We start from the raw sequence: 24,480 nt of genomic DNA, 5'->3' as shown, positions 1-24,480 counted from the left end.
GTGGTGCGGCACACCGGTGGAGCACCTGAGTAATCACTGCTCAATTCCGCGGGCCCCGGTTGCGGCCGACGCGCCGGGCGAGGCAGGCTGGCCGGCGCGCGGAGAGGAGAGCTGCCCGGATGCCGGACTCGCTGATCAGCCGGCTGGCGGCAGTGCTGACCGACACCGCATCGGCCGGTGGAATCCTGCTGACCGGTCCGCCGGGGATCGGCCGTACCCGGCTCACCCGGCTCGTGCTCGACGCGTGCGCCGGCCGGGCCCTCGTCCGGAGGCCCGGCGATCTCCCGGTGCCGCCCGCCGGATCGGCATCACAGCGGTACGCCGCGACGACGCGCGCACTGCACCGGCTGGCCGCGGGCCGTACGCCCGTCGTCCTCGGCGTCGACGACCTGCACCTGCTGGATCCCGGCATCGCGCGGATGGTCGAGCACCTCGCCGACGCGCAGGTGGTGCGCCTGCTGGCCACCGCCCCGAGCGACGCCACCGGCGCGGCACCGGTGGCACCCCTGCTGCGCCGGGGTGTGCTGCGGCGCCACCGCGTTCCACCGCTCAGCCCGGCCGAGGTCGGTGCCGCGGTGACGGCAATCCTCGGCGGGCGCGCCGACTCGGTGACGGTCGCCGAGCTGTGGCGCCACACCCAGGGCAACCCGCGGCTGCTGCGGGTGCTGCTGGAGGCCGCACCGGCTGCCGGCACCCTGATCCAGCGGGCGGGCACGTGGCGCTGGACCGGCCGGATGCCGCTGGACGGGATGCGGGACGCGGTACGCGTACTGGTCGGCGAGGTGCCGGCGGCGGCCGTACGGTTCCTGGCCGTGGCGGGATCGGTGCCGGTCGCCGTCCTCGAGCGGCTCGCCGACCAGCGCACCCTGGAACGCCTGGAGGAGCGGGAGGTCATCCGGGTCGACCGGGAGGGCGGTGAGCTGGTCGTGCGGCTGAGCCAACCGCTGCACACGGCGTTGCTGCTGGAACGGATGACGCCGGGCGGCATGTCGGAGACGCTGCGCGAACTGGTCGGCGCCGGGAGGGCAGTGGGCGTGGACCACGTACGGCTGGCGGACTGGCGGCTCCGCGGCGGCCTTCCCGTCGCGCCGCGCCGCCTGCTGGCGGCCGCGGAGGCCGCCCTGACCCGTGGCGAAGCGACACTGGCGCAGCGGTTGGCCGGCGGTGTCGGTACGCCTCTGGGCGACGCCGTGGTGGCTCAGGCGCTGGTCGTCGACGGCCGGGTGGCCGAGGCCGAGACGGCGTTCGGCCGGCTCGCCGACCAACTGCCGCCGCGGCTGCAGGCACTGCGGATCGTCAACCTGCTGTGGGGACTGCGCCGGCCGGACGAGGCCGTACGGCTGGCCGGGGATGCGCTCGCCGCGCTCGAATCGCCGTACCCGCCGGAGCTGGAGCTCGCCCGCGAGGCGCTCGCCCTGTTCACCACGGCGGTCGCCGGGACGGCGCCGGCAGCGCCCCCGCCCGATGATCCGCTGCTGGCCAGCACGGCCGCCGCCGTCCGCGGCTACCGGATGATCTTCAGTGGCCGTCCGGGAAGGATCGTGGAGGAGCATCACGACGATCTGGTGTGGCCGTCCATGCGGGGGTCGGCGCGCGCGTGCCACGTGCACGCCCTGGTGCTCACCGGACGGCTCACCACGGCCAGGACCGTCGCCGCCGACTACTACGACGCGGCGGCCGGGCGCGGTGAGCCGGCCGAACTCGCGCCGCTGGCGATGCAACGAGGCGTTTGTGAATGGTGGGCGGGCAATCCGGCACGCGCTATGCCCTTCCTCGGGGAGGCGGCCGCGCTGCTCGACGACCGGGTGCCGTACCCGGTGCAGGCGTACGTCTCCAGCGAGTACGCCGTGTGCCTGGCCGCCCTGGGCGACCGCGCCCGGGCCGGCCGGGTGCTGGCCGAGGCCCGGGCCGCCCTGCCGCCCGGCGCGCCGTTGCGTGACCACCTGCTCGTCGGCGAGATCCGGGTGCTCGCGCTGACCGGTGAGCTGTCCGCCGCCGCGGGGGCATCGGTGCGCCGGGCGGCCCGCAATCTGCGCGAGGGGCGGCTGACCAGTGCGGCCGAGGGCTACTACCTCGCGGTCCGGCTGACCGGGGACCCGGCTGCCGCTCGGCGGCTCACCGAGGTGGCCGGCCGGTGCGACGGCGACCTCCTCGGCCTTTTCGCCGCGCACGCGACGGCGCTCGTCGAGGACGACGGGGACGGGCTGCGGGCCGTCGCCGAGCAGTTCGCGGCCGGCGGCTATCTGGGGTTCGCGCTGGAGGCCGTGACGTCAGCGGCCCGGCTGGCGCAGCGCGCCGGCGACGACCGGGCGGCCGCCGAGCTGAGCCGCCGGGCGGCCCGGCTCACCCTCGCCTGCGACGGGTTCCGGCCGCCCTGGTTGCACCCGACGCAGCGGTCGGTGCGGCTGGGAGCACGGGAACTCGAGGCGTGCGAACTGGCCGCCGAGGGACTCGACAACCAGCAGATCGCCGAGCGGATGGGGATCGCGCTGCGTACCGTGACCAATCATCTGGCCCGCGCGTACGCGAAGCTGGGTGTGCGGGCCCGCCAGGACCTCGCCGGCGCCTTGGCCGCGCTCAAGTGAGGCCCAGCGCGGGGCCCAGTTCGCGGCGGCCGGCAACGTGCAGTTTCTCGTACGCCCGCTGCAGATGGTTTCCCACGGTCCGCACCGAGATGCCCAGCCGTTGTGAGATCGCGGCGTTCGGCAGGCCGGCCGCGGCCAGCTCGCACACCTCCCGCTCGCGTCCGGTCAGAGCGGCCGCAGCCACCTCACCCGGCATCCAGGCCGGGCGGTAGCCGTCGCAGCGGGCCACGAGCCGTTCAGCCTGTCCCGGGTGGACGCCGGCGGATGCCTCGGCCGCCAGTCCGAGATATCCCAGCCGCTCGAATGCGGCCGCGCAGTCGAGGAGTTCCTCGCGGTCGGCGGCGGCCAACGCGGCGGCGTGCCGGGCCAGCAGCGGGAAGAGTGGACTGTCGCAGGCGGAGACCACGGTGGCGAGCTCCTGGGCGAGTGCCTTGGACGGTCCCAGACGGCAGGCGAGATACAGCGCCTCCATCGCGTCGGTCAGACGGCCGGCGGCGAGCATGTCGGTGGCGAGCGTGGTGGCCAGCTCGGCGGCGTGGGCGTAGCGGCCGGTCAACGCCACCACCTGCAGTCCGGTCATGCGCAGTTGCCCGTCGAGTCCCGGGCCGGCCGGGAACCGTTCGCGCAGGTCGGCGATCAACGCGGACGCCGTACCGCCGTCGCCCAGCGCGGCCCGGCAGACGGCGTACTCGCTGCGCGCGTAGGCCTGGATCGGGAACGGGACCCGGTCGTCGAGCAGGGCCACCGCCTCGCGCAGGAAGGGCAACGCCCGCATGGGATTGCCCGCCCACCACTCGCACACGCCGCGCGTCAACGCCAGGGGTGCGACCTCGGCCGGCTCGCCGCCGGCGACCGCGGCGTCGTAGTACGCCCGTGCCGTGTCCCGCGCCCGGGTGATGCGCCCCGTCAGCACGAGCGCATGGACGTGACAGGCGGCCGCCGAGCCGCGCATCGAGGGCCACAGGCGCGGGGAACCGCCGTGGTCCCGTGCGACCCGCTCGGGCGAGCCTGCGAAAGTGAGCCGGAACGTGTCGAGCGCGACGCCCGCGGCGGCCAGGACCGGATCGGCGGTGTCGGCAGCCGGCGCGGCGCCCGCTCCGGGCACGAAGAGGGCGGCGGCCTGGGCGGCGGTGCCCCCGGCGGCGACGGGCTCCACCCGCCGGAGACCCCACAGCCGGTTCAGCGCCCGTACCTCATGGCACTCCGTCCGCCGCAGCACCTCCTCGGCCTCGTCCGGCCGGTCCTGCGCGACCAGCGCCCGGCCCAGCAGCGGCAGATCACCGGCCATCCGCGCCAGGCGCTCGGCCGCCCGCGCGTCGCCGCTCTCGAGTGCCCGGGATGCGGCGCCGCGCGACTCGGCCGTCGGCAGGCACTCGCCCGCGGCCGCCCGCCATTCCACCATCAGTTCACCGGGAACCGCGGACCCGGCCGCCGCGGCGGCCACCAGCCGCTGGTAGATGCGGCGGCGGCGGAGCGTGCTCTGCGGCGCGCGCACGGCCCGTGCGTAGAGCGGCCGGCGCAGGGTGATCACCGAACCGCCGGTGAGCTCGATCAGCCGGCGCCGTTGCAAGCTCTCGACGGCCGCCCGCGGGACGAGCCCGGCGAGCACGGACACCGGGGCGCCCTCGGCGCAGGCCAGAAATTCCAGCGCGTCGAGCTCCTCCCGCGCCGGCTGTCCGGTGACCGCGAGCAACAGGTCACGCAGCCCCGGGCCGGACGGCGGCGCGCCGATCCAGCGCCGCACACCCTCGCGTTCCACGAGCGCACCGGCGGTGCGCCCTTCCTCCACCAGGTGCATCAGCAAGCGCGGATTGCCGCCCGAGCTCCGCCAGATCTCGTACGCGGTGAGCCCGTCCACCGGTCCACCCAGGACGTCCTCGACCAGCCGCCTCGCCGGCTCCCGGCCCAGCGGGGACACCGGGAGGTGCCGGACGGGCCGCCGGACCGTCATGGGCGTCGGCGGCTCGGCGCCATCCGTACAGGCGAGCAGCCAGGCGGCTTGGGTCGGAGCGATGCGGCGCAAGAGCGCGGCGGACTGCTCATCCACGTGCTGCGCGTTGTCGACGACGAGCAGCAACGGCCGTCCCCCGGCCAGCTCGAGGATGCGGCGGGCACCGGCGCGTACCGTCGCGGGCCCGCCATCGGCCGGGAACCATCCCGGAAGCAGGGCGCCCGCCGCAGCGAACGGTTCCCCGGCACTGGCGGCCGTGCCGGCGGTCTCGAAAGCGGCTCCGCTCCATCGGCGGCGCATCCGGTGGATCAGGTGGGTCTTCCCGACCCCGACCTCGCCGGTGACCACGACGGTCTCACCCGGTGCGGGTAGCGCGCCTGCCGGGTCGATAGCCATGCGCGCCTCCCGCCTTCAGCGGTCGAATGGTACCGGGGCTCCCCGGGGGCTCGGCGCCATCGATGTGACACCCGTCGGGATCGAGGGTATGCACCACCGCATGACTCCGGTGAAGGTGGGGCTGTGCGGGGCCGCGATGGCGCTGACGGCCTACGCGCAACGCTTCCGGGTGCTGGAGGTGCAGCAGACGTTCTACGAGCCGCCCCGCGAGGCGACGCTGCGGCGGTGGCGGGCAAGCGTTCCACCGGGGTTCGAGTTCACCGTCAAGGCGTGGCAGCTGATCACCCACGAGGCGAAGAGCCCCACGTACCGGCGCCTGCGCACACCGCTGACCGCCGAGGAACGCGCCGAGGCCGGCGGTTTCCGGTGGACACCCGTCGTCGAGCGCGCGTGGGAAACCACGCTCAGCTGCGCGGCGATCCTGGAGGCGACCGCGGTCCTGCTCCAATGCCCGGCGAGCTTCCGGCCCACCGAGGCCGCCATCGCCAGGTTTCGCGAGTTCCTGTCCAAGGCGCGCCGGCCGTCCGGTGTCCGGTTGGTGTGGGAGCCGCGCGGCCCGTGGCCGGACGAGGTGGTGCGGGGTCTGTGCGAGGAGTTGGACGTGACCCACGCGGCCGACCCGTTCGTACGTCCCAGCCTGACACCGCTGGCGTACTACCGGCTGCACGGCATCACCGGCGCCCGTCACGTGTACACGGATGCCGAGCTGGCGCAGCTCGCCGGGACCGTCGGCGCCGGGCCGGCGTACGTGATGTTCAACAACCTGCCGCGCGCCGCCGACGCCTGGCGGTTCAGCCGGCTGCTGAGCGGTTCGCACGTAGCCTGAGCCGGCGTTCCACCAAGTCGCACGCCCACCATTCGCTCGTCTCGTACCCCGAGTCTGCTGCCATCCGCCGGAGCGCAGCGAGGGCGGCCGGGTCACCGCGCAACGCCAGACCCGCTGCGGCCTGGAAACGCGCGTCGCGATGGTCGTCGTCCACGTGCGCCGCCAGGGCCTCGTGCACCTGCGGAAGGCCGATCTCGGAGTCGCCGAGCGTACGCAGCGCCGCCGCCCGGACGGTGGCGTCGGGGTCCTCGGCGAGATCGAGGAGCGCGGCGACGACGTCATCCGCGACGTCGGGCGCCACCGGCGGGTCAGCGGAGTACCGGCTCGATGATCCGATGGCGCGATCCAGTTCACCGGCCACACGGCGACGGATGCCGGGGTCGCGGTGGCGGGCGTGCGGCACGACGTCACTCATGTCCACGGGACCGTCGCTGTCCCACGGGGTGGTGAACTCCGCGAATGCGCTGATGACCTGGCCGAGGGCGATCGGGTCGTCCTCCGCGCCGAGGCGCGGCCTGAGCGCCTCCGCCATCATCGGGTCGGGTGCGCTCCGGCTGAAGCTCATCATCAGGACGAGCTCGCTGGCGAATTGCCGCATCCGGACCGACGGGTCGCTCAACCGGTCGGCAGCCCACCGAAGGGTTGCGTCGCGGTCCAAGCGGTTCATCAACGTGTGGATCAGGCCATCCCACTCGGGAGTCTCAGGTGGGTGGTTCTCCCACACGCGCGGTACGTCCGCGAAGCGGTCATGCGGCACTGGCAGCTCCTCCGCGTATGTCGTGATCGGGAGACAGTATGAGCCGTGCGAACTAGCCTGACGGGGTGGAGTCCGCGGACGGCACGCAGCCGGCCGGTATGCAGCGCGAGGTTCTCGTCGTCCTGCCGGGGCTCATGCTGGCCATGATGCTGGCGATGCTCGACAACTTCATCGTCGGCACCGCGATGCCCCGGATCGTCGGTGAGCTCGGCGGCCTGTCCCACCTGTCGTGGGTGGTCACCGCGTACGTGCTGGGCACGACGGTCTCCACCCCGATCTGGGGCAAGATGGGCGACCAGTTCGGCCGCAAGGCCATCTTCCTCACCTCGATCGTCATCTTCCTGATCGGCTCGGCGCTGTGCGGCGCCGCGGGCTCCGAGGCGTTCGGTGGCACCGGCGATGGCATGACCGAACTCATCGCGTTCCGTGCCGTCCAGGGTCTCGGCGCCGGTGGCCTCATCGTCAACGTCATGGCGATCATCGGCGACCTCGTGCCGCCGCGCGAACGCGGCCGCTACCAGGGCATCATGGCGGCGGTCATGTCGCTGGCGATGATCGCGGGCCCGCTCGCCGGCGGCTTCATCACCGACCACCTCAGCTGGCGCTGGGCCTTCTACGTCAACCTGCCGCTCGGCGGCCTCGCCTTGCTGGTGCTGGCCACCACGCTGCACCTGCCACGACGGCGCAGCCCGCACCGCATCGACTGGCCGGGGGCCGGGCTGCTCACCGTGGCCATCACCGCCCTGGTGCTGATCACCACCTGGGGTGGCAGCGAGTACGCCTGGGCCTCGGCGCAGATCCTCGGCCTCGCCGTGCTGGCCGCCGTGAGCCTGGCGCTGTTCATCGCCGTGGAGCGGCGCGTGCCGGAGCCGATCATCCCGCTCGGGTTGTTCGGCAACCGCAACTTCAGCCTCATCTCCGGCGTCGGCTTCCTGCTCGGCTTCGCCATGTTCGGCGCGCTGAACTTCCTGCCGCTCTACCAGCAGACCGTGCAGGGCTCGTCGGCCACGAACTCCGGCCTGCTCCTGCTGCCGATGATGGCCGCGGCGATGGTCGTCTCCCTGTTCGTCGGGCAGATCATCACCCGTACCGGCAGGTACAAGGCCTTCCCGGTGCTGGGGGGCGTCGTGATGGCCGTCGCGATGGTGCTGTTGTCCCGCCAGGACGTCCACACGAGTCCCGCCCGTACCGGGCTGTTCATCGCCGTGCTCGGCGTCGGCATGGGCTTCCTCATGCAGACCACCATGCTCATCGCCCAGAACAGCGTCGATCAGAAGGACCTCGGCGTGTCCAGCAGCGCCGCCACCTTCTTCCGCTCCATCGGCGGTTCGTTCGGCGTGTCGCTGTTCGGCGCCGTCTTCAACCACCAGCTCACCGCCGAGCTCGGTGCCCGTCTCGGCGCCGCCGGAACCACGCTGACCAGTGGCGGCGGACGGGTCGACCCGGCGTCGCTCAAGCAGCTGCCCGCTCCCGTACGGCTGGGTTTCCTGGAGTCGATAGCCACCGCGATCTCCGATGTCTTCGTCTGGGCCATCGGGTTCGCCGTCGCGGTGCCCGTCCTGGCGCTGTTCATCGTCGAGATCCCGCTCCGGGGTCGCGATCCCCAGGCCCCGACACCGAAGAGCGCCGCGGACATCGCCGCCCGGGACGCTCAGCAGAACACCGCGCTCTCCGCCCTCGAGTGATCGCACGCCGAAGTCCCGCGGCTGCCCGCCGTCTCGTGTGATCCTGCTGGCGTGGCCGGGTCGGGGTTGACTTCCTTGGTGTCCGCGGTGCGGTCGCAGGTGCTGGGGCTTCTCATGCCGCGGATGGCGGGCGGAAATCCGTACGGCGATCTCGCATCGCTGCCGGACGAGGTGCTCTGGCCGCTGCACCGTGATGGTCTGGACCCGGTGGATCTGCTTGCCGAGACCCGCGGGCGGGAACCGGTGAGCCGGCTGCCCGCGCCGTTCGGGGTCCGGGTGTGGCTGGTCACCGGCTATGAGCCGGTTCGTGAGGTGTTGTGCGCCCTGGAGGGGTTCAGCAACGACTTCGCCAAGTTCGCCGGCCGGATCCGGATCGGCGCGGGTGCCGATCCCGGCGGTCTCGGGTTCTCCGATCCGCCGGTGCACACGCGGCTGCGTCGGATGCTGACACCCGAGTTCACCATGCGCCGGCTGGCCCGGCTGCAGCCGCGGATCGAGGCCATCGTCGAGGACCGGCTGGACGCGTTGAGCGCCGCCGGCGTGCCGGCCGATCTGTGGCAGGAGTGGGCGCTGCCGATCCCGGCTCTGACCATCTGTGAGCTGCTCGGCGTGCCGGTCGCGGACCGCGCGTACTTTCAGCAGTTGAGCACCGATCGATTCGACCTGGCCGGCGGTGCGCGTGCCTCGCTGGACGCGGTCGCCGACTCGCTGGCGTACTTCCGAGAGCTGATCACGAAGGAGCGACGCGACCCCGGCGAAGGGCTGCTCGGCGCGCTTGTCCGTAGCCATGGCGCCGAGATCGACGACCGCGAGCTGGCGGGCCTGGCCGACGGGGTGCTGACCGGTGGCCTGGAGACGTCGGCCAGCATGCTGGCGCTCGGCGCGCTGGTGCTGATGACTGACGCCACGATGGCCGCGCGGATGCGTGCCGGCGACGACGTGGACGCGACGGTCGAGGAGTTGCTGCGCTACCTGTCCGTCGTGCAGGTGGCGTTCCCCCGGGTGGCGGTGCGCGACCTGCAGATCGCCGGCGTGCCGATTCGTGCCGGTGATGTGGTGATGTGCTCGCTCAGCGGCGCCAACCGTGACCGGCTGTTCGGCGACGACCCGGATCGGTGCGATCCGGACCGAGGGCCCGGCCGCTCGCACCTGGCGTTCGGTCACGGCGTGCACCGCTGCATCGGCGCCGAGCTGGCCCGGATGGAATTGCGCACGGCGTTGCCCGCCCTGCTCCGGCGCTTCCCGCTGCTGCGGCCGGCGATCGACCCCGCCGAGGTGAGGTTCCGCCGCGCCTCGATCGTCTTCGGCGTGGACTGCCTGCCGGTCAGGACGACCTGACCACAGGCCGTCCCGGTGAGCTCAGCCGGCGGGCTCGCCGAACCAGCGGGCGAGCTGATCGTCCAGATCGTGCTGATCGTCGCCGATCCAGGCGACATGGCCGTCGGGACGCAGCAGGACGCCGGGAACATCCAGCGCGGCGGTCCGATCCGCGAGGTGATCGACCCGGTCGGACCAGCCGCCGGCGCTGAGCCGTTCCGTGCGGTCCAGCAGCAGGCCACGGCCGCGATGCAGCAGATCGTAGAGGCGGCCCTGATGCACGTCGATGTCGCGCAGGCGGCGGCCGAGCAGGTCCGGGCCCGGCCCGAAGTCGTAGCGGACGCCGACCGCCGTGATCTTCTCGATCAGGTAGCGGTTCACCTCCTCGAAGTCCATCAGTTCGGTGAGCAGCCTGCGCACGGCCTGCGGGCCCGGTCCGGGGGACAGCAGCTCCGCCTGGGCACGGGCGTTGTCCAGCACGTCCGCGGCGACCGGATGACGTTCCGCCTGGTAGGTGTCCAGCAGTGTTTCCGGCGCCCAGCCGCATACCTGCGCCGCCAGTTTCCAGCCGAGGTTGAACGCGTCCTGGATGCCCAGGTTGAGACCCTGCCCGCCGATGGGCGGATGGATGTGCGCCGCGTCGCCGGCCAGCAGCACCCGTCCGACCCGATACCGCTCGGCCAGGCGCGTGGCATCGCCGAAGCGGGACAACCAGCGCGGTGAGTGCACCCCGAAGTCGGTGCCGGCGACGGCGCGCAACTGGTGCCGGAAATCCTCCAGGGTGGGTGGTGCCGCAGAACCGCTGACGCCTGCGACGGGGACGACGACGCGGTACGCCCCGCCGCCGAAGGGCTGGAGGCTGAACTGCTTGACGGTCTTCCTGATCTCGGCCACGCCGGCGGCGATCACCTCCGGCGGCACACCTACCTCCATCTCGCCCATCAGCGTCTCGTTCCGCGAGGGCTCGCCGGGGAAGCCGACGCCGAGCAGTTTGCGTACCGTACTTCGCGCGCCGTCACAGCCGACGAGATAGCGCGAACGCAGCTGCTCGCCGCCGGCCAGCTCGACGGTCACACCGTCCTCGTCCTGCTCGAGGCAGGTCACCGCACCGCCGCGCCGGATGTGCGCACCCAGAGCGATCGCGTGCTGCTCGAGCAGGTCGACGATGACCGGCTGCGGGATGCCCAGCAGATAGGCGTGCGCCGAATCCAGGCCGCCGGGCGCGGGTTTGTCGATGGCGGCGAAGAAGCCGCCGGCGGGACGCCTTCTACCCCGTTCGAGAATGCGCTCGAGCAGGCCGCGCATCGCCATCAGCTCGACACTGCGGATGTGCAGGCCGACTATTCGGACGAACGACACGGGCTCGGTCTCCTGCTCCAGGACGAGTACCCGGACGCCGTGCAGCCGCAGCTCGGCGGCCAGCGTCGCACCGGTCGGGCCGCATCCGGCAATGATCACGTCGAAGATCGCACCCACCGGCTGTCGTATCAGCCGTGCTTGCGCGCGGTGACGACGAAGGCCGCCATGGTGGCATCGACCGGACCGTCGCCGAAGCGTTCCGCCACGGCCTCGCACACCGCGTCGGTGACCGCGGACAGGCCGTCCGCGTCCCGCGCGGTGATCTCGTGACGGACGGGTGTGCCCTGGCAGAAGCCGACGGCCACCTCACGGGCGGACGGCGCCCCGCTCGGCAGCGTCACCGCCTCCACGCTGACCCCGGTGAACCCGGCGGCCTCGACGGAGTCGCGGATCGTCGCCGGGTCGTGGTATCCGTGCGGGGTCCGGGACATGAACCGCGGAGGATCGTCCGGGAAGTACCGGGCCAGTGCGGAGGCGACCGCCGCCGCTGCCGGGGTGCTCTCGATCCGGTCCCAGACGCTGAACACCAGCGTGCCGCCGGGTGCCAGGACCCGATGCATCTCGCGGTAGGCCCCGTCCTTGTCGGGCAGGAACATCACGCCGAACTGGCAGTACACCGCGTCGAAGCTGTCGTCGGCGAAGGGCAGATCCTGTGCGTCGGCCGCCCGGAACTCCACATCCTCGGAGTCGATGCGCTTCGCCGCGACGTCGAGCATGGCCTGCTGCAGGTCGGTGGCGACGATCCGGGTGCCGGCCGGAACCCTCTGTGCCACCTCCGCGGTGGCGATGCCCGTGCCGGCGGCGAGCTCCAGCGCCTTCCGGATCGGCAGGTCGGCCAGCCGGGTGGCGAGGTCTTCGGCGTACGGCCGGAAGAGCATCGGACCGAGGCACCGGTCGTAGACCTCAGGTATCGAACCGACGAACTCCCGGTCACTCATCGGATCACTGTAAACCTCACGCACCCGGGCAAGTTTCAGCCGGACGGTCACGCGGCGCGGCGTACTGTCTGCGCATGGCGAGCGCATCGGTGTCCGACCGGCCACGGTTGACGGCGATCCGGGCCGCCGCGCTGTTCGACGGCGTGTCCGCGACTCTGATCCGCGAGCCGGTGGTGGTGCTGGACGGCCCGGCCATCCTCAGGATCGACCAGGGGACCGTGCCGCACGGCGCACAGGTGGTCGACCTGCCCGGCACGACCCTGCTGCCCGGCCTGATCGACCCGCACGTCCACCTCGCCTTCGACGCGAGCGCCGACCCGGTCGCCGCGCTGGCCGCCCGGGACGACAACGCCGCGCTCGCCGCGATGACCGCCGCCGGCCACGCCGCCCTGCGCGCCGGGATCACGACGGTTCGCGACCTCGGCGACCGCGGCTACCTGTCCCTGAGCCTGCGGGATGCCCCGGGCCTGCCCACCATCGTGGCGGCCGGTCCACCGGTCACCACCCCGGCGGGGCACTGCCATTTCCTCGGCGGCGCGGCCGACCCGGAACCCCGGGCGCTGCGGGCGGCGGTACGCGAACGTGCCGGTCGCGGCGTCGACGTGATCAAGGTGATGGCCAGCGGCGGCACCATGACGCCGGGCACCCGCCAGGAGGTCGCCCAGTTCACGCCCGAGCAGCTGACGGTGATCGTCGACGAGGCGCATCGGCTCGGCCTGCCGGTCACCGCGCACGCCCACGGCACCGGAGCCATCCGCGCGGCCCTCGACGCCGGCGTGGACGGCATGGAGCACGTGTCGTTCTGGAGCGCCGACGGGGTGGACGAGCCGGGTGACCTGCTCGGCCGCATCTCCGCCAGCGGCGTGACGGTGGGCATCACCGCCGGTGTTGCGCCGGTGCCCGGGGCCGCGCCGCCGCCGGTGGTGGCGATGCGGATGCCACGGATCGTCGCCAACACCCGGGCGATGTACGGGGCCGGGGCGCGCATGGTCATCGGCACGGACGGCGGCATCGGGCTGACCAAACCGCACGACGTGCTCCCGTACGCGCTGATCCAGACCTCGATGATCGGCCTCGAGGCCGCGACGGCGTTGCGCCTGGCCACCTCGGCGGCGGCCGAGGCGTGCGGTCTCGGCGATCGTAAGGGGCGCCTCAGGGCCGGCTTCGACGCCGACATCCTGGCCGTGCAGGGAAATCCGCTGCTCGACCTCGCCGCGCTGCGGCACGTCCGGGCGGTCTTCGCCCGCGGAGTCCCGGTCGATCCGCGCCCGCCCGGTCAGGCGTCAGGGTCGAGCAGGTAACCGGCGCCGCGCATGGTGCGGATCGTGTCGCGGCCGAACGGGCGGTCCACCTTGTCGCGCAGGTATCTCACGTACACGTCCACGACGTTGGATCCGCCCTCGTAGGCGAAGTCCCAGACGTGCTCGATGAGATACGTCCGGGTCAGGGTTTCTCCCGCCCGGCGCATCAGCTCCTGCAGCAGGGCGAACTCCCTGGGCGACAGCGGAATCGGGGTTTCCGCCCGATGCACCGATCGGCGGGCGGGATCCAGCACGAGATCGCCGACCTGGATCCGGGCCGGCCGCTGCAGGGGCTCGCGCCGGGTCAGCGCCCGCACGCGCGCCAGCAGCTCGTCGAACGCGAACGGCTTGGTGAGGTAGTCGTCGGCTCCGGCGTCGAGGCCCCGTACCTTGTCGAGGGTCGCTCCGCGGGCGGTGAGCAGCAGCACCGGGACCCACCGGCCGTTCTCCCGGATCTGCCGGCAGACCTCGAAGCCGTCCGGGGCGGGAATCATGGCGTCCAGGACGACGACGTCGAGGATCGTCTCGTTGATCGCCCACAGGGCGTCCGTGCCGGTGGCGACCGTGTCCACGGCGTAACCGGCCCGGCGCAGGCCATGCTGGAGCATCGCGGCCATCGCCGGGTCGTCCTCGACGACCAGGACCCTCACAGATCCAGGGTACGACCGGCAGCCGTCCATACCTGATGCTGGAGGGTTCATCATGAGAGGACGGTGAGGGCCAGGCGGAGGTGATCCGGTGCGACTCGTTCCCGCGTCCCTGCGCGCCCGGCTGGCGCTGGTGTTCGGGATCGGCACCTCGGTCGTGGTGCTGGTGTCCCTGTCGCTGCTCTACGTGGCGCTGGACCGGCAGCTCGACGGCGCGGTCGACGCGGATCTCGCCGCGCGGAGCAACGACCTCGGGGCGAGTGTGGGTGCGCACGATCTCAGCGCGGTGGCCAACGATCCCATGGCGCAGCTGTACGCCGCCGACGGTTCGCCCATCGCGACGGCGGCGGCCATCTCCGGGCGCGTCCTGCTGGACCCCGCCGAGGTGCGCGCCGTCCATGGCACGACCGTCCGCAGCGTCACCCTGCCCGCCCGAGCGACCGGCGTCCCGCTGCGCGTACGGGTCCTCTCGCGACCCGTCGGCGGATCCGCGCAGGTCCTGGCCGTTGCCCAGCCGCTGGCCGCCGTCGAACGCGCCGGCGCGCGCCAGATGGTCGTCCTGGCCGTGGCGACTCCCGTGCTGATCGCCGCCCTGGCCGCGCTGGGCCTGATGTTGCTGCGCGCGGCGTTGCGCCCGGTCGAGCTGCTGACCCGCGAGGCCGCCGCGATATCCACGGTCGACGCCGATCGCCGGCTGCCGGTGGTGGGCGGCGACGACGAGATCGCCCACCTCGCCGCGACCCTCGAGGGCATGCTCTCGCGGTTGTCCGTCGCCTTCGCCCGCGAGCGGGCCTTCGTCGACGACGCCAGTCATGAACTGCGCACCCCCATCGCCGTGCTCCAGGGCGAGATCGACCTCGCCCTGGCGGCGGCCGACGATCCCGAGGAGGTGCGGCGATCGCTGCTGGCGGCGCAGCGGCAGGTGCTCAAGCTGGGGCGCCTGGCCGAGGACCTCCTCCTGCTCGCCCGGGAGCGCATGGGATCCGTGGTGGTGTACCGCGAACCGGTCGACCTGGGCGACCTGGCCCGGGCCGAGGCGAGCGCCCTGGCCGCGGTCACCGGCCTGACCGTGGACGTGCGCGGTGGCCCCGTGGTCGTGGAGGCCGACGGTGACCGGCTCCGCCAGGTGCTGACCAACCTCGCGGCCAACAGCGTCGAGGCCGGCGCGACCTCGGCGCGGGTCACCGTGAGCGCCGGGCACGACTACATCGGCATCGAATGGGCCGACGACGGCCCGGGGTTCCCGCCGGGCCTGCTCGATGCCGCGTTCGAGCGGTTCGTGCGCGGTGATCCCTCCCGGACGTCCTCCACCGGCGCCGGCCTCGGACTGTCCATAGTCCGCGCGATCGTCGCCGCTCACGGGGGCACGGCCAAGCTGACGAACGGCCCACCCCTGGGCGGCGCGGTCGTCACCGTCCGGCTCCCGCTCACCGCCCCGCGTCCGGCGGAGACGACCGTCAGGTAGGAGGCGCGACGGCGAGGGCCGCCGTCGCAGGGGAGGGCTGCGTCCGGCCGGCGGTCGGCCGTCCCAGCGAGGCGGACAGCCAGTCCAGGGCCGGTACCTCCATCGCCTGCCACGTCCGGGAATTGTGCCCGCCGCCGCTGACGTACGACGTCGTGACGCTCAGCGGTGAGTGGGCGGCCCGGGCCAGGGCGACGGTGTCGCGCATCGAGGCCAGGTCGGTTCTCGCGCAGGCCAGGTAGAGCCCCACCGCGGGTGCCGGGAGATGACCGAGCCGCCAGAGGTCGTCGTAGAGCGTCTTCTCGGTGCCGTCGCCGATGGGGATGCCGGGCTCCGCGTAGCCGGACAGGCTGGCGGCGGCGCTGTACCGGCCGGGGTGGCGCAGGACCAGGTCGGTGGCGCAGTAGCCGCCGGCGGAGTATCCGATGAGCGCCCATCCGCCGGCGTCGGCGCGTACGCGGAGCCGGGAGCGTGTGGTGGCCGGCACGTCGACCGTCAGGAACGTCTCCGCCTGTGCGCCGTGGACGAGGTTGGCGCATTCGGTGTCGAGCATCGTCTCCGGGCTCGTATAGGGGAACACCACGACGGTGGGTGCCATCCGTCCCGCGGCGATCTCGCTGTCGAGCACGGCGCTGACGTGCAGCTTGTCGAACCATTGCAGCGGCGACGACGGGTAGCCGTGCAGGGCCTCGATGACCGGGAAACGGGTGCCGGGCTCGGCGTCGTACCGTGCCGGCAGGTAGACGTACATGGGCATGGTCAGACCGCTGGCCTTGCCGTGGACGGTCAGGGTGACGACCCGTCCGGCGCCGGTCTCGCCGGCCGGGGCGGGCGGGACCGCGGGGACCGCGCCGGTCGTCGATCCGGCCAGGCTCGACCAGGTCGGGTAGGCGTCGACCTGCCGGTTGACCCAGATCAGTCCGGCCGCCGCCGCGGTGACCAGGCAGGCCCCGACGGTCACGGCACGGGCCAGGATCCGCCACCGGCCGCGGGCGGCGCCCCAGGTCGCGCCGAGCACGCCGGCGGCGATCACCGCGACGGCGACGGCGAACAGTTCAGCGGTGAGGCTGTCCGGACGCACGACTACCTCCTGATCGGGCGCCGGCGCGCACCGTCGTGGACGGGTGATGGGGGACATGCCGCCGGCCCCGGTGGACCGGGACATAGCTGACGGCCGGTGCGGGCACGGCCAGGGGTGGCGGTGTCTGGTGGCAGGCCCAGTCCAGGGCCGTCGGAAGCGCGGTCGCGGGATCCGCGGCAAGATGCGCGGGCGGCGGATTCCCGGACCAGCCTGCCGGGAGCGGCGCGGCACGGCCGACGACGGCCACCTCGACGCCTGCCGGCAATTCGCGCCACGCGGCGGGTACGGCGCCGCCCGAACGGCTCAGCGCTTGCTGGGCGGTGACGGTGGCGGCAGCGCCCGGCACCAGGGCTGCCGCCGGGTAGCGTGCCGGCGCCGCGGTGATCGTCCGCTCGGCGAGCGCGGCGTCCGACGCGCTCGCGACCAGGGCCCAGTGGCGCCCGGTCACGCGCAGGTCCCGGGTCAGGGCTGCGGGCAGGGTCACGGCGACGACCTCGTCCCTGGTCGCCGGCGTGGTCCGGGCGAACAGGACGACTGCGGGCCCCGCGCCGGCCGCGGCCTTGCGGGCGGCTGCGACCTCCGCAGCCGGGGTCCAGTCGGCGGTGCCGTCGATGACCACCAGCGCCGGATAGCGCCAGCGCGGATGGCGCAGGTATCCCGGCGGGATCACCACGACCGGCGCGGTGGCCAGGCGCCAGCCGGTCCAGCCGCGGGGCTGCCAGACGATGGGCAGGCTCGCATCCGGGTGCTTGCCGGCGTCCGTCCGCAGCCATCGATCGAGATCCCCGGGTACGGCCGTGGGCGCCGCCCGGTCGGTGGCGGTGGACCGGGAAAGATCGCTCCACGCGGCGTAGAACCCCTGCGATCTGTTCACGACCAGCCCGACGCTGAACAGCAGCAACGCCTCCGTCAGGAGCACAGCCGTGGTGCGCCGCAGCAGCCGCAGGCGCCCGCCGCGGTTCCAGGTCACGACGGTGGCGGCCAGCGCGAGGACCGTACCGAGAACGACCAGGATCATCAGGGGTGCACCGGTCGGGGACATACGGACGGAGCCTGCCTGCGCGACGATGAGAAACCCGTGAGAGCAGCCGGCCGGCTGTCTCATCGTTCTCTCACCGGTGCCGCTCTACGGTCCGGCCATGACCGCATCAGCAGCCACCTCGGGCACGGACCGCCGTGACGCCGCCTGGAGTCCCCGGCCGCCCGTGCCGCGCGCGGCGATCGCCCGCGTGGTGCAGCTCGCCGGGGTGTTCGACGTCGCCGGTGCCGTCCTGCCCGGCCGGCACGACCGGATCGCGGCCCTTCTCGAGTTCGTGCCGGCGACCGGGATGCTGTCGGCCCGCGCCGCCACGGCGGTGGCCGGCGTCCTGCTCGTCCATCTCGGCGCCGGCCTGCGCCGCGGTAAGCACCGGGCATGGCAGCTCGCCGTCGCCCTGGCCGGTGCCGGGGTCGTCCTGCACATCCTCAAGGGGCTGGACTTCGACGCGGCGGCCGTTTCGGCCGCCCTCCTGGTGTTCCTGGTCGCCGTACGCAAAAGGTTCCGTGCCGTTCCCGGCCCGCGGAGCCGGTGGCACGCCTTGGCCGCACTCGCGGGCTTCACGAGCAGCGGCTTCGTCCTCGGCCTGATCGAGATCGCCATCCGCTCCGACCGGCTCGTCAGCACGCCGGGAGTCAAGCTGTGGGCCGAGGAGTCCGCGCTCGGGCTCGTGGGGATCACCGGGCCCCTGCGCTTCGTCCACCCGCTGGCCGCCGAGATGGTCGGCATCACCACCGGGACGTTCGGCCTTCTCTCGGTGGTGGCGGCCGCCGTGCTGCTGCTGCAGCCAGGCGGCCGGCGGGTGACCCGTACCGTCGCCGACGACCAGCGATTGCGAGACCTGCTCGACCGATACGGCGGCAACGATTCGCTCGGATATTTCGCGCTCCGCGCGGACAAGGCGCTGATCTGGGCACCGTCGCGGCAGGCGGTGGTGGCCTACCGGATCGTGTACGGCGTCAGCCTCGCCGCGGGCGATCCGATCGGCGTGGAGGCGGCGTGGCCGGAGGCGATCCTGGCCTGGCTCGAGGACTGCGAGCGGCACGGCTGGACGCCGGCGGTCCTGGGCTGCAGCCACGCCGGCGGCAGGGCGTACCGGCGGTGCGGCCTCGACGTGATCGAGCTCGGCGACGAGGCCATCCTGGATGTCGGCACCTTCACCCTGCTGGGGCGGCCGATGCGGGCGGTACGGCAGGCCGTGAATCGCATGCAGCGGGCCGGTTACACCTGCACCGTCGTGCGGCAGCGGGACCTGGCTCCCGGCGATCTCGCGGAGGTGTCGCACGCGGTCGACACGTTCCGCAACGGTGGCGTCGAACGGGGCTTCTCCATGGCGCTGTCCCGGCTCGGTGCCCCCGGCGACGGCGACTGCGTCCTGGTGCTGGCCCACGACGGGCGAGGCCGGCTGCGCGGGGTGCTGCAGTTCGTGCCCTGGGGGACCGACGGGCTCTCCCTCGACCTGATGCGCGGTGACCGTACCGCGGACAACGGCCTGACCGAGCTGATGATCGTCACTGCCATCGAGGCGGGACCGCTGCTGGGCGTACGGCGGTTGTCGCTGAACTTCGCCGTCCTGCGCTCGGTGTTCGCCCGTGCGGAGGAGCTCGGTGCGGGTCCGGTGCTCAGACTCTGGCACCGGATGCTGAAGGCGGCCTCCAGGGTCTGGCAGATCGAGTCGCTGTATCGGGCCAACGCCAAGTTCCGGCCCGCCTGGCAGCCCCGTTACCTGTGCTTCCCCACCGCCAGGGACCTTCCGCGGATAGCCGTCGCCGCGCTGACCGCCGAATCGTTCCTGCCCTCCGGCGACTCTCCTCGGCGGGTAAACGTCGCCCGCAAGCCGGCCGCAGCCGCCCCGCGCGAACTATCATCGGACCGTCGGTGATTTCTCGCGCTAGTGGCCGGGCGTCCGTGCCCGCAGGCCATCCGAAGGGACAGCCCTATGACCCGGTGCCACCGCGGTGCGCGCCGGGTGGCCCTCTTCCTCATCGTGATCTTCCTGGCCGGATGCGCCTCGCCCGCGGATTCACTGCTCGCTCCGGCCGCGCGGCCGCCCGGGTCGCCGGTGGTGGTCGCCCTGGGCGACTCGGTTCCGGCGGGAACCGCATGCGGCTGCACGCCCTTCCCCGACCTGTACGCGCAGATGCTGTCCCCGAGCGCCGTGTCGCTGAACCTGGCCCAGCCCGGCTTCACCACGACCGACGTCCAGGAGCAGCTGGCCGACGGCGGCGTCCGTGACCACCTCAGTTCCGCCACGGTCGTGCTGCTGATGGCGGGCGCGAACGACATGGCCGAGGTATTCGGCGACGGCGACGCCGCGTACCTCTCCACCGCCCGGCGCATCGAGGCCGTCACCACCGACGTCGTCGGCACGATCCGCCGCGAATACAGTCCCGCCGTCACCGTCGTCGTGCTGGGCTACTGGAACGTCCTCAAGGACGGCGCGGTCGGGCTGGCCACGTACGGCCCGGCCGGCCTGCGCGAAGCCCAGCAGGCCACGCACTACGTCAACGACGCCCTGCAACAGGCCGCCAACCGGTCGGGCGCCACCTATCTGGCCGTCGACGAGGCCTTCGAAGGAACCCGCCGCCGCCCGCAGGACCCGACGGACCTGCTCACCCTGGACGGCGATCATCCGAACACGGCCGGGCACAGAGCCATCGCCCGGACGATCTACGCCGCCGCCCCCGGCGGATGACCGCGACCGCGCGAAACGCGTGCTTTCGCTCATGGTGCGAGTGCGGCGCGGTGGCCGTGTCGGTGCGCCGGCATCGGTGTTAACGCGGTGTGCGGCCGCCGTACCTCTTACACCGACAGGATCTTGGCTCGGTTGACGGTGTCACCGTCGAGCTGGATCCGGACACCTCCATCATCGTGCTGACGGTGCACGGCATCTGGGGCCCGTCGTTGAAGCGCGAGGTGAGCGTGGCGATTCTCAGGTGCTTGAGCGGGCATCCCGCGACGCTGGTCATCGACCTGCAGGCGATGGCCGACCCGCGTGCCGCAAGTGTGCCGACGTGGATCAACGCGCAGCGGACGGGCCAGGAGACGGACCCGGCGGTCCGGGTCGTCGTCTCCGCCTCGCCGGATTCCGCGCTCGCCCAGCGCCTGCAGCGCCTCGGCGCCGAACGGTTCCTGCCGGTCTTCGCGAGCATGCCGTCGGCGCGGGCCGCGGCCGCCCAGCGTCTGCCGGTGACCGGCCGGTTGAGCTTGCGGCTGCCCGCCGGCCCCAGCGCCGCGGCGGTTGCCCGCGCCGCCGCCACCGACGTGTGTACGGCCTGGCGGATGACCCACCTGCGCGAGCGGGCATGCGTGGTGATCACCGAGCTGGTGCGCAACGCCGTCCTGCATGCCGGCTCGCCGGTCGACGTGCTCCTGTCCCGGCGGGGCGACGGGATCCACCTGGCCGTGCGCGACGGCGGCAAGGTGGGCCGGGCCACGATCTACTCCTGGGGTGACCGGAGCCGACCGGCTCCCTGACTCCTGCCGACTTCGACGGGGTCGGGAATACCGGCCAACTGACCGGCCGGTTTGGCGGAGAATGGCGGTGGAGAGACGGGGGATCCGATGACGGTCATTGCGCAGGGGTACCCGCTGTGGTGTGCGGCCCAGGACGGCGCCGAGGTGAGAAGCGGCCGGGTGGTCGGCTGGATGTCGGAGCTGGTGTCGCCCGAGGTCCTGGCCGCGGAGAAGGTCGCCGACGCGGTGGCGGCGTCCGGCGCCGATGCCCGATTCTCTCCGCTCGTGACCTGGGAAGCACCCCGCGGCGGGCTGGTGGCGGCCGGACTGGTCCGATGCGGCAGGGACGAAAAAGGGCACTTCGTCCCCTTGCACTTCGGCGACACCCGCGAGGAAGCGATCGCGGCGCTGAACCACTCCCAGCAGCATCGGCAGGGCTCGTCCTGACGTAGCGGCCCGCAGCCGGGTTCGGCTGCGGTTGATCCGGCGCTGACATTCACGTAGCCGTCGCAGCGATCGTCTGCGACGGCCGTTTGCTGTGCCCGCCCGACGTATCTGCACGCGGGCGCCCGGCTCGTATCCATGCGGGGGAGTGGCGGCTGTCCATGCGGGGGAGTGGTGGCGTCGCGTGGCCGGCTGAGCCGGAGCGACCCGATAGATGCACTTCTGACAGAATTCGTCGACGTCGATGACCGTCGACCTGGCGCTCGTAGACTGTGGGCCCTGTCTCTGCAACGGGAGGCTGCATTGGACACGCCGGGCGAGGCCGAGCCGGTTGCGTCGTCCGCCGCGGCGGACGACACGCCGGGTCCGGCGCTGCGCGTCGAGGTGCTCGGCCCGCTGCAGGCCTGGCAGGGTGACACCTGCCTGACCCTGGGCCCGGTGCAGCAGCGTGTCGTGCTGTCCGTGCTCGCGCTGCACGCCAACCGGCCGTTGCGCCGCGAGCAGCTGATCGAGGCGGTCTGGGGCGAGGCCGCCCCCGCCTATGCCGTCAATCTGGTGCACAAGTACATCTCCGGGCTGCGTCGCGCGTTCGATCCGGTGCGGTCCGCGGGGTCTCCGTCGCGGCTGCTCGCCTGGACGGATGTCGGATACCGGTTGTCCCTGCCGCCCGGCTGCCTCGACCTGGAGGTCTTCGACCGCGAGATCGGGCGGGCCCGGTCCGCCCGGGCGGCGGGTGACCTGCCGGAGGCGGCGCAGGCGGTGCACGCCGCGCTGCAGCTGTGGCGCGGTCCGGCCTTCGACGGGTTGACCAGCCCGTTGCTGGACGCCGAGCGGGAGCGGCTCGGGGAGCGCCGGATCAGTGTGCTCGAGGAGCGCATCGAGATCGATCTGGCCATGGGCAACGACCAGGACCTCGTCGCCGAACTTCAGCGCCTGGTCGCCGAGTATCCGTTGCGGGAGCGCCTGCGCGGGAGCCTGATGACCGCGCTGTACCGCAGTGGACGGCAGGGGGAGGCGCTGGCCGCGTTCCGCGCGGTGGCCCAGTACCTCAAGGAGGAGCTGGGCGTCGATCCCTCGGCCGACCTGCAGGAGCTCTACCAGCGCATCCTGGTCAACGATCCCGCCCTGGCCCGGGTCGCGCCGCCCGCCCGGCCGGTCGCCGAGCCGGCCGGGGTGGAGTCCGGCCCGGGGCTGACCGTGCCGGCGCAGCTGCCGTACGCGATCCCGCACTTCGTGGGCCGCGACGCCGAGCTGCGCCGCCTCGACGAGCTGGTCGCGGAGGACGGCGGCGACGGCCTGGTGATCGCGGTGGTCACCGGTACGGCCGGGGTCGGGAAGACCTCGCTGGCGGTGCACTGGGCGCACCGGATCAGCGGCGGATTCCCCGACGGACAGCTCTACGTGGACCTGCGCGGCTTCGACCCGAACCTGTCCCCGGTGGAGTCCGGGGAGGCCCTGCGCGGTTTTCTGGACGCCCTGGGCGTGCCGGCGCGGCGGGTGCCGCCCACCTTGGAGCAGCAGGCGGCGCTGTACCGCAGTCTGCTCGCCGGCCGGCGGGTGATGGTGGTGCTGGACAACGCCCGCGACACCGAGCAGGTGATGCCGCTGCTGCCCGGTTCGGCCGGCTGCCTGGTGCTGGTGACCAGCCGCAGCCGGCTGTCCGGCCTGGTCGCGGCCGGGGCCGTCGCGGTGCCGGTGGATCTGCTGACCGCCGACGAGGGGCGGCAGATGCTGCGTGGCCGGATCGGCCGGTCCCGCGTCGAGGCGGAGCCCGGGGCGGTGGACGACATCATCGCCGTCTCGGCGCGGCTGCCGCTGGCGCTGGCCATCGTGGCGGCGCGGGCGGCGGCCCATCCCCGGTTCTCGCTCGCCGCGCTCGCCGGTGATCTCGGCCAGGCCCGGGGCGGCCTGGACGCGTTCGTGGGCGAGGACGGGACCACGGATGCGCGGGCGGTGCTGTCGTGGTCGTACCACCTGCTCACGGCGCCGGCGGCGCGGCTGTTCCGGCTGCTGGGGTTGCACCCCGGGCCGGACATCTCGCTGACCGCGGCCGCCAGCCTGGCCGGTGTGCCGGTGCCCGAGGCGCGCCGGCTGCTCACGGCGCTCTGCGGCGCGCATCTGCTGGACGAGGTCACGCCCGGGCGGTTCGGGTTCCACGATCTGCTGCGGGCGTACGCGGCCGAGCAGGCGCGCGCGCCGGGCGCGGACAGCGAGCGTGAGACGGCTCTGGTGCGGATGTTCGACCACTATCTCCACACCGCCCATGCCGCCGACCGGCTGCTCTACCCGTACCGGGAACCGCTCGACGTCGGGAAGCCGGCGGCGGCCGTGACCACGACGGAGCTCCCGGACGCGGAGCGGGCGATGGCCTGGTTCGTCGCCGAGCATCCGAATCTGCTCGCGGCGATCACGCTGGCCACGAGCGCCGGCCATGACTCCTATGCGTACGGCCTCGCCTGGACGATGACCGCCTTCCTCAACTACCAGGGGCACTGGCACGACTGGGCCGCCACGATGGAGGCCGCCCTGCAGGCCGCCCGGCGGCTCGGCGACCTCGGCGGCCAGGCCCAGGCGCACCGCCTGCTCAACCTCGCCCACCTGCAGCTGGGCCGGCTGGACGAGGCCGGCGCCCACGCCCGGCAGGCGCTGCGGGTCTTCGCCGAGCTCGGCGACCTCCCCGGTCAGGCCCGGATCCACCTGAACTTCGGGCGGGTGCTGGAGCGGCAGTGCCACTTCCAGCAGGCCCTCGACCAGGCCCGCCAGGCGCTGGAGCTCTTCCGGCAGGCCGGCGACCCGCCCGGTGAGGCCGACGCGCTGAACTGGGTGGGGTGGTATCACAGCCAGCTCGGCTACCACGAGCAGGCACTGGAGTACTGCCACCAGTCGCTGGTCGTGCACCAGGGCTCGGGGGACTGGCCGGGCCGCGCCGACACCTGGGACAGCCTCGGCTACGCGCATCACCATCTCGGTCATCACGACGAGGCGATCTCGTGTTACGAGCAGGCGCTCGCGCTCTGGCATGATCTCGGCGACCGCTACCAGGTCGCGATGACGCTGCTGCGGCTCGGCGACACCCACCGGGCGGCGGGCGATCAGGAGGCCGCCCGTGACGCCTGGCTGCGGGCGATGCAGATCTTCGACGGCTTGGGGCACCCGGAGGCCGCCACGATCCGGTCCAAACTCGACCTCCTGACCCATGGGCCGCACGTCGAAAAGGGTCATCGACGATAATAATTGGC

Annotated in this window: 18 protein-coding genes; 11 read left to right on the top strand and 7 right to left on the bottom strand. The window is 73.0% G+C overall.

Annotation, left to right across the window (positions count from 1 at the left end):
* Positions 1-119 precede the first annotated feature (119 nt).
* A complete protein-coding gene (locus tag ACIBO8_RS30965) occupies positions 120-2,585 on the top strand; it encodes a LuxR C-terminal-related transcriptional regulator (protein WP_396118917.1) in 2,466 nt (821 codons plus the stop codon).
* Here ACIBO8_RS30965 and ACIBO8_RS30960 read toward each other — a convergent pair.
* Positions 2,578-4,932 carry a LuxR C-terminal-related transcriptional regulator gene (locus tag ACIBO8_RS30960; protein WP_396118916.1) on the bottom strand — a complete coding sequence of 785 codons (2,355 nt, stop codon included), beginning with the start codon at positions 4,930-4,932 and terminating at the stop codon, positions 2,578-2,580. The genes ACIBO8_RS30965 and ACIBO8_RS30960 overlap by 8 nt on opposite strands.
* Positions 4,933-5,032: 100 nt before the next feature.
* On the opposite strand from ACIBO8_RS30960, the gene ACIBO8_RS30955 reads away from it, so the two are divergent.
* On the top strand, positions 5,033-5,758 hold the full coding sequence (locus tag ACIBO8_RS30955; protein WP_396118915.1) for a DUF72 domain-containing protein: 726 nt from the start codon (positions 5,033-5,035) through the stop codon (positions 5,756-5,758).
* Here the strand turns inward: ACIBO8_RS30955 and ACIBO8_RS30950 are convergent.
* On the bottom strand, positions 5,724-6,425 hold the full coding sequence (locus ACIBO8_RS30950) for a HEAT repeat domain-containing protein (protein WP_396118914.1): 702 nt from the start codon (positions 6,423-6,425) through the stop codon (positions 5,724-5,726). The two genes, ACIBO8_RS30955 and ACIBO8_RS30950, sit on opposite strands and share 35 nt — an antisense overlap.
* 188 nt (positions 6,426-6,613) lie before the next feature.
* Between ACIBO8_RS30950 and ACIBO8_RS30945 the strand changes: the two genes are divergently transcribed.
* Together ACIBO8_RS30945 and ACIBO8_RS30940 are read left to right on the top strand one after the other, a co-directional pair.
* Entirely contained in the window at positions 6,614-8,200 is a 1,587-nt protein-coding gene (locus ACIBO8_RS30945; protein ID WP_396119183.1) for an MDR family MFS transporter, read from the top strand.
* Between the two features lie 78 nt (positions 8,201-8,278).
* Positions 8,279-9,538, top strand: a complete 1,260-nt coding sequence (locus ACIBO8_RS30940; protein WP_396118913.1) for a cytochrome P450 — start codon at positions 8,279-8,281, stop codon at positions 9,536-9,538.
* 21 nt (positions 9,539-9,559) lie between these two features.
* On the opposite strand, the gene rox is transcribed toward ACIBO8_RS30940, so the two are convergent.
* Positions 9,560-10,984 carry a rifampin monooxygenase gene (gene rox, locus ACIBO8_RS30935; protein WP_396119182.1) on the bottom strand — a complete coding sequence of 475 codons (1,425 nt, stop codon included), beginning with the start codon at positions 10,982-10,984 and terminating at the stop codon, positions 9,560-9,562.
* A gap of 20 nt (positions 10,985-11,004) precedes the next feature.
* Positions 11,005-11,814: a class I SAM-dependent methyltransferase gene (locus ACIBO8_RS30930; protein WP_396118912.1), complete on the bottom strand. Its 810-nt coding sequence runs from the start codon at positions 11,812-11,814 to the stop codon at positions 11,005-11,007.
* Between the two features lie 74 nt (positions 11,815-11,888).
* Between ACIBO8_RS30930 and ACIBO8_RS30925 the strand changes: the two genes are divergently transcribed.
* On the top strand, positions 11,889-13,115 hold the full coding sequence (locus ACIBO8_RS30925; RefSeq protein ID WP_396118911.1) for an amidohydrolase family protein: 1,227 nt from the start codon (positions 11,889-11,891) through the stop codon (positions 13,113-13,115).
* On the opposite strand, the gene ACIBO8_RS30920 is transcribed toward ACIBO8_RS30925, so the two are convergent.
* Entirely contained in the window at positions 13,091-13,765 is a 675-nt protein-coding gene (locus tag ACIBO8_RS30920) for a response regulator transcription factor (RefSeq protein ID WP_396118910.1), read from the bottom strand. The genes ACIBO8_RS30925 and ACIBO8_RS30920 overlap by 25 nt on opposite strands.
* Positions 13,766-13,853: 88 nt before the next feature.
* Here ACIBO8_RS30920 and ACIBO8_RS30915 point away from each other — a divergent pair, with 88 nt between their 5' ends.
* The gene (locus tag ACIBO8_RS30915; protein ID WP_396118909.1) at positions 13,854-15,227 is read left to right on the top strand and encodes a sensor histidine kinase; all 1,374 of its coding nucleotides are present in this window, start codon (positions 13,854-13,856) and stop codon (positions 15,225-15,227) included.
* On the opposite strand, the gene ACIBO8_RS30910 is transcribed toward ACIBO8_RS30915, so the two are convergent.
* Positions 15,220-16,305: an alpha/beta hydrolase gene (locus ACIBO8_RS30910; protein WP_396118908.1), complete on the bottom strand. Its 1,086-nt coding sequence runs from the start codon at positions 16,303-16,305 to the stop codon at positions 15,220-15,222. The two genes, ACIBO8_RS30915 and ACIBO8_RS30910, sit on opposite strands and share 8 nt — an antisense overlap.
* Complete coding sequence (locus ACIBO8_RS30905; RefSeq protein WP_396118907.1) at positions 16,280-17,347, bottom strand: hypothetical protein; 1,068 nt, start codon at positions 17,345-17,347, stop codon at positions 16,280-16,282. Before ACIBO8_RS30905 ends, ACIBO8_RS30910 begins: the two co-directional genes overlap by 26 nt.
* 97 nt (positions 17,348-17,444) lie before the next feature.
* Here ACIBO8_RS30905 and ACIBO8_RS30900 point away from each other — a divergent pair, with 97 nt between their 5' ends.
* The 5 genes from ACIBO8_RS30900 (at position 17,445) to ACIBO8_RS30880 (ending at position 24,472) form a co-directional block, all read left to right on the top strand.
* Positions 17,445-19,223 carry a phosphatidylglycerol lysyltransferase domain-containing protein gene (locus tag ACIBO8_RS30900; RefSeq protein ID WP_396118906.1) on the top strand — a complete coding sequence of 593 codons (1,779 nt, stop codon included), beginning with the start codon at positions 17,445-17,447 and terminating at the stop codon, positions 19,221-19,223.
* A gap of 57 nt (positions 19,224-19,280) precedes the next feature.
* The gene (locus tag ACIBO8_RS30895) at positions 19,281-20,036 is read left to right on the top strand and encodes an SGNH/GDSL hydrolase family protein (RefSeq protein ID WP_396118905.1); all 756 of its coding nucleotides are present in this window, start codon (positions 19,281-19,283) and stop codon (positions 20,034-20,036) included.
* Positions 20,037-20,281: 245 nt separating this feature from the next.
* Positions 20,282-20,818: an ATP-binding protein gene (locus ACIBO8_RS30890; protein WP_396118904.1), complete on the top strand. Its 537-nt coding sequence runs from the start codon at positions 20,282-20,284 to the stop codon at positions 20,816-20,818.
* An 87-nt stretch (positions 20,819-20,905) separates the two neighbouring features.
* Positions 20,906-21,244, top strand: a complete 339-nt coding sequence (locus ACIBO8_RS30885; RefSeq protein ID WP_396118903.1) for a hypothetical protein — start codon at positions 20,906-20,908, stop codon at positions 21,242-21,244.
* A 300-nt stretch (positions 21,245-21,544) separates the two neighbouring features.
* Positions 21,545-24,472 (top strand): AfsR/SARP family transcriptional regulator, encoded by a 2,928-nt coding sequence (locus ACIBO8_RS30880; protein WP_396118902.1) that lies wholly within the window; start codon positions 21,545-21,547, stop codon positions 24,470-24,472.
* The last annotated feature ends 8 nt before the right edge of the window (positions 24,473-24,480 follow it).

Origin of the sequence: Actinoplanes sp. NPDC049681, assembly GCF_044465265.1 — a bacterium.
Taxonomy (GTDB): Bacteria; Actinomycetota; Actinomycetes; order Mycobacteriales; family Micromonosporaceae; genus Actinoplanes.
The sequence above is the reverse complement of the archived record's forward strand: the minus strand, read 5'-3'. Positions and strand labels throughout refer to the sequence as shown.

Bases quoted from the DNA above. Each gene is read 5' to 3' on its own strand.
- ACIBO8_RS30965 (WP_396118917.1), top strand. From the start codon at position 120: ATGCCGGACTCGCTGATCAGCCGGCTGGCGGCAGTGCTGACCGACACC.
- ACIBO8_RS30960 (WP_396118916.1), bottom strand. From the start codon at position 4,932: ATGGCTATCGACCCGGCAGGCGCGCTACCCGCACCGGGTGAGACCGTC.
- ACIBO8_RS30955 (WP_396118915.1), top strand. From the start codon at position 5,033: ATGACTCCGGTGAAGGTGGGGCTGTGCGGGGCCGCGATGGCGCTGACG.
- ACIBO8_RS30950 (WP_396118914.1), bottom strand. From the start codon at position 6,425: ATGAACCGCTTGGACCGCGACGCAACCCTTCGGTGGGCTGCCGACCGG.
- ACIBO8_RS30945 (WP_396119183.1), top strand. From the start codon at position 6,614: ATGCAGCGCGAGGTTCTCGTCGTCCTGCCGGGGCTCATGCTGGCCATG.
- ACIBO8_RS30930 (WP_396118912.1), bottom strand. From the start codon at position 11,814: ATGAGTGACCGGGAGTTCGTCGGTTCGATACCTGAGGTCTACGACCGG.
- ACIBO8_RS30925 (WP_396118911.1), top strand. From the start codon at position 11,889: ATGGCGAGCGCATCGGTGTCCGACCGGCCACGGTTGACGGCGATCCGG.
- ACIBO8_RS30905 (WP_396118907.1), bottom strand. From the start codon at position 17,347: ATGTCCCCGACCGGTGCACCCCTGATGATCCTGGTCGTTCTCGGTACG.
- ACIBO8_RS30900 (WP_396118906.1), top strand. From the start codon at position 17,445: ATGACCGCATCAGCAGCCACCTCGGGCACGGACCGCCGTGACGCCGCC.
- ACIBO8_RS30895 (WP_396118905.1), top strand. From the start codon at position 19,281: ATGACCCGGTGCCACCGCGGTGCGCGCCGGGTGGCCCTCTTCCTCATC.
- ACIBO8_RS30885 (WP_396118903.1), top strand. From the start codon at position 20,906: ATGACGGTCATTGCGCAGGGGTACCCGCTGTGGTGTGCGGCCCAGGAC.